We start from the raw sequence: 3,831 nt of genomic DNA on the forward strand, positions 1-3,831 counted from the left end.
ACGAATTTGGATTACCCATTTAGCTATCGCTCCACACGTCTAGAACACGACCAGAAACTGATCACAAATCGTTCTGGTCACAAACCGTAAGTACATGAACTCAAGAAGCGGCATTCGCGATCGCACCGCTAGCCAAGGTGCAACCAACGCGACTATGGTGGCGATCGCGTAAACAATCGGACCGACAAGGAATTGCCGTCTGATCTTCCGTATTGTTTTTGCAGTAAGGTGGGGGTCAAGCAACCGATACCCGTGAGCCGCATACCGCCACATAGCGTTGACGAGGATACCAATGACGGTCAAGATTCCACCGTAGAAGGCAGCGGCAACTGGCTCGTCCGTTCCCCGGTGAAACGCTTCGGCAAGCACGGCGGTTGGAAACGGCAGGAATGCGATGAGCATCAGGTGGAGGACGTTCAGCAAACAGCGTTCCATCCACGCGGACGATGTGTTGCAACATAGCGTGGTGGTTGATCCAGATTGCGCCGATCACCACAAGGCTCACTACGTAGGCGAGGTAGGACGGTCAGAGATGGAGGAGTGCTGCCCCGAGCGCCGTATCGGGTGACGGCACTTTGATCTCGGTACCAGCAGGGTGATTGCGATCGCGAATACGCCGTCGCTAAATGCCTCCAAGCGGTTGGTATCCACACTCACTTCCTTTGTGGGTAGTCGTTGCTGTTGCCAAGTTTGTGCTTTTGCATGATTACTCCATCGAGATGCGATCGCACTCGGTTTAACCGCCAGCACTATCCTTACCAAGGCTGCGTGGTTGGGCCAATCGTAAATTCGTTCACGTTTGTGTCTTCTGGCTGGTCAATCGCAAACGTCACAACATTGACTACTCGATCAGGTGAGATGCCGTATTGCTCATACAACTTTGTCATTTTCTCAGCCGCATCTTGGTCGGTAATCTGACCTAACAACTCAGTGTTAATTGCAGCAGGATAAATTGTCGCAGTCCGAATGTTAGTCCCCTCTTGAGCAGACTCCATGCGTAGAACTTCCATGAAATCGCGTACAAACCATTTCGTCCCACCATAGATCGCACCACCTGGGTAAGCTTTTAATCCAGCAACCGATGAAGTTGTGATAACGTGCCCAGACTTTTGGCTAACAAACGTTGGCAACACAGCAGCGATACCATTGAGTACACCCTTGATATTGATATCAACCGTTTGATTCCATTCATCAGTTTTCAATGCAGAAAGTGGAGAATTTGGCATGATGCCAGCGTTCAAGAAAATAACATCGACGCCTCCAAATGTTTCCTTGGCAAGCGTGACGATCGCAGCATTATCAGATGGGTTAACTACATCCATCACTTGATAAACTGCTTGTCCGCCAGCTGTTTGAATTTCATCAGCCAGTTGTCTCAATTGGTGTTCGCGTCGCGCGCCCAAAACGACTTTCGCGCCTTTGCTTGCAAGCAATTTCGCGCTTGCTTCACCAATCCCTGATGATGCGCCGGTAATAATCACAACTTTGTCTTTAATCATCTTGTTTCTCTCTTTGTTTAGTCACTACTGAGTTCTGCAAGAGTGGACTTGCCAATCAGCCGAGGTTTCACTTCGGTTATTCAGATTTAAGCGATGCCATATCAATTACGAAGCGATACTTCACATCAGACTTGAGTACTCGCTCGTAAGCTTCATTGACCTTCTGAATAGGGATAACTTCGACATCGGCAGTGATGTTGTGCTTGCCGCAAAAGTCGAGCATTTCCTGGGTTTCGGGAATGCCGCCGATCATAGAGCCGGAGAGACTGCGGCGAGCCATGATCAGGCTAAATGCCGCAACATCTAGGGGGTTCTCGGGTGCCCCGACCAAAGTGATGTTACCGTCGAGGCGGAGCATGTTGAGATAGGTGTTAATGTCGTGCTTAGCGGAGACAGTATCGAGAATGAAATCGAAGCTGCCAGCGTGTTTCTGCATTTCGTCGGCATTGTGGGAAACCACCACTTCATCAGCACCGAGGCGGAGCGCGTCTTCCGTCTTGTCGGGCGAGGTAGTGAAGACAACAACGTGGGCACCAAACGCACGAGCAAATTTCACGCCCATGTGACCCAGACCACCGAGACCAATCACGCCAACCTTCTTGCCCTCAGTAACACCCCAGTGACGTAGGGGCGAATAGGTTGTAATCCCAGCGCAAAGGAGCGGCGCAACTCCGGCAAGCTCAAGGTTGTCTGGAACTCGCAGAGCAAAGCGTTCATCCACGACGATGCTATCGGAGTAGCCGCCGTAAGTAACCGGAGCAGTCTTGTGCTTGTCCGGGGAGTTGTAGGTGAAGATCACGTTTTGGCAAAACTGCTCAAAGCCAGCTTTGCAGTTCGGACAGGTGCCGTCCGAATCAACCATGCAGCCAATCGCAGCCAGATCGCCAGCCTTGTACTTCGTCACTGCCGAGCCAACTTTAGTGACACGCCCGACGATCTCGTGACCCGGAACAATTGGATAGGTCGTGGACATGAAGTCGCTCCACTCATTACGTACTGAATGGACATCAGAGTGACAGATGCCGCAGAAGAGGACTTCGATCTGAACGTCGTGTGCGGTTGGATCGCGCCGTGCGATCGTATCGGAGGCTAGCGGTGATGTTGCACTGGCAGCAGAATACGCTTTAGTGTTGTACATGGATAAATGCTCCTATTGGTTTACGTTTGGTGCTTGGTATTGCTCGTCACTGACCTGTTCCATCCAGTCCACAGGGTTGCCGTCGAGCGACTCCTGAATGGCGATGTGAGTCATGGTTGTGGTAGCTGTAGCTCCGTGCCAGTGTTTCACCCCAGGCGGAATCCAGACACCATCACCAGGTCTGATATCCTGAATTTGTCCGCCCCATTGCTGAACCCAGCCAACTCCAGCCGTCACAATGAGGGTCTGCCCCAAGGGATGGGTATGCCATGCCGTGCGAGTGCCAGACTCGAAGGTGACATTTGCGCCAGATGCGCGTGACGGCTCGTGCACCGGAAAAAGAGGATTGATGCGTACAGAACCCGTGAAATAATCGGCTGATCCCTCAGTGGGAGGCTGCGAACCGTTCCGCGTGATTTCCACGGTCTGTGCGCGATCGCCAGATGAGCCTTGTGTATTACCTACCTGCGCGAACCCCAAAGCCAATAAGGAAAATGTCATGACAGGTACCGTGAGTTGTTTCATTTCTGTTCCTCCATATTTGTGTTGAGTCATGCGAAGCTTTCCCACAGCGACCGATGCCTGCCGTGGATTTGAGGATGCTTCTTGTGCAATTCTGGGAAGCGCTTGACCCAACAAACCTGAGTGTTCTCTTGAAGAGAAATCCAGACGCTTACAAACAGCCGGAATCACGTTTCATTGCTTTAACCTCATTCTAGGCATCCTGACAGGCAAGCAATAGAACGATTGTCTAAGACCGTTGTACAATCCTGCAAACTTGCACCAATTTTGATTCAAGCCACGCTAGATTCCTCTTATATAGGCTTAGCTGCCAAACCCTTTCTGGACCTTGATGTGTCTATAAATCTATCTGAACGGGCATAAGAAATGAACGATGCAAAAACGAGTGAGAAGTCCGATAGAGCGTTGATGAATGACCCTCAGGCAAAGCGCGAGGCAGACAGAGTGCAAGCCAACCGAGAGGAACTGAATGAGCGGATTGCACAGGCGATTCGTCAAGATGGAACGATCGAGCTGCTGAAAGGATTGCACTTCAACCGTTTCTCTTCTCCTTTGGAATGCTTTCATAGTGTCTCTATCCCTTCCTTTTGTGTGATTGCTCAGGGTAGCAAAGAAGTGCTTGGTCGTGTTCTAGACGTGTGGAGCGATAGCTAAATGGGTAATCCAAATTCG

The 3,831-nt window shown here is 50.8% G+C and carries 6 protein-coding genes; 1 reads left to right on the forward strand and 5 read right to left on the reverse strand.

What is annotated here, in order from left to right; all coding sequences use genetic code 11:
* Positions 1-39 precede the first annotated feature (39 nt).
* The 5 genes from AC5JLB_RS15600 to AC5JLB_RS15620 form a co-directional block, all read right to left on the reverse strand.
* Positions 40-423 carry a hypothetical protein gene (locus tag AC5JLB_RS15600; RefSeq protein WP_495874752.1) on the reverse strand — a complete coding sequence of 128 codons (384 nt, stop codon included), beginning with the start codon at positions 421-423 and terminating at the stop codon, positions 40-42.
* A gap of 81 nt (positions 424-504) precedes the next feature.
* Positions 505-750, reverse strand: coding sequence for a TMEM175 family protein (locus tag AC5JLB_RS15605; RefSeq protein WP_495874747.1), 246 nt, complete (start codon positions 748-750; stop codon positions 505-507).
* Positions 751-755: 5 nt separating this feature from the next.
* Positions 756-1,499: an SDR family oxidoreductase gene (locus tag AC5JLB_RS15610; protein WP_495874748.1), complete on the reverse strand. Its 744-nt coding sequence runs from the start codon at positions 1,497-1,499 to the stop codon at positions 756-758.
* A gap of 76 nt (positions 1,500-1,575) precedes the next feature.
* Entirely contained in the window at positions 1,576-2,637 is a 1,062-nt protein-coding gene (locus AC5JLB_RS15615; protein ID WP_495874749.1) for an NAD(P)-dependent alcohol dehydrogenase, read from the reverse strand.
* 12 nt (positions 2,638-2,649) lie between these two features.
* Entirely contained in the window at positions 2,650-3,138 is a 489-nt protein-coding gene (locus tag AC5JLB_RS15620; protein WP_495874750.1) for a (R)-mandelonitrile lyase, read from the reverse strand.
* A 387-nt stretch (positions 3,139-3,525) separates the two neighbouring features.
* On the opposite strand from AC5JLB_RS15620, the gene AC5JLB_RS15625 reads away from it, so the two are divergent.
* A complete protein-coding gene (locus tag AC5JLB_RS15625; protein WP_495874751.1) occupies positions 3,526-3,813 on the forward strand; it encodes an AraC family transcriptional regulator N-terminal domain-containing protein in 288 nt (95 codons plus the stop codon).
* The last annotated feature ends 18 nt before the right edge of the window (positions 3,814-3,831 follow it).

Source organism: Myxacorys chilensis, assembly GCF_059505265.1.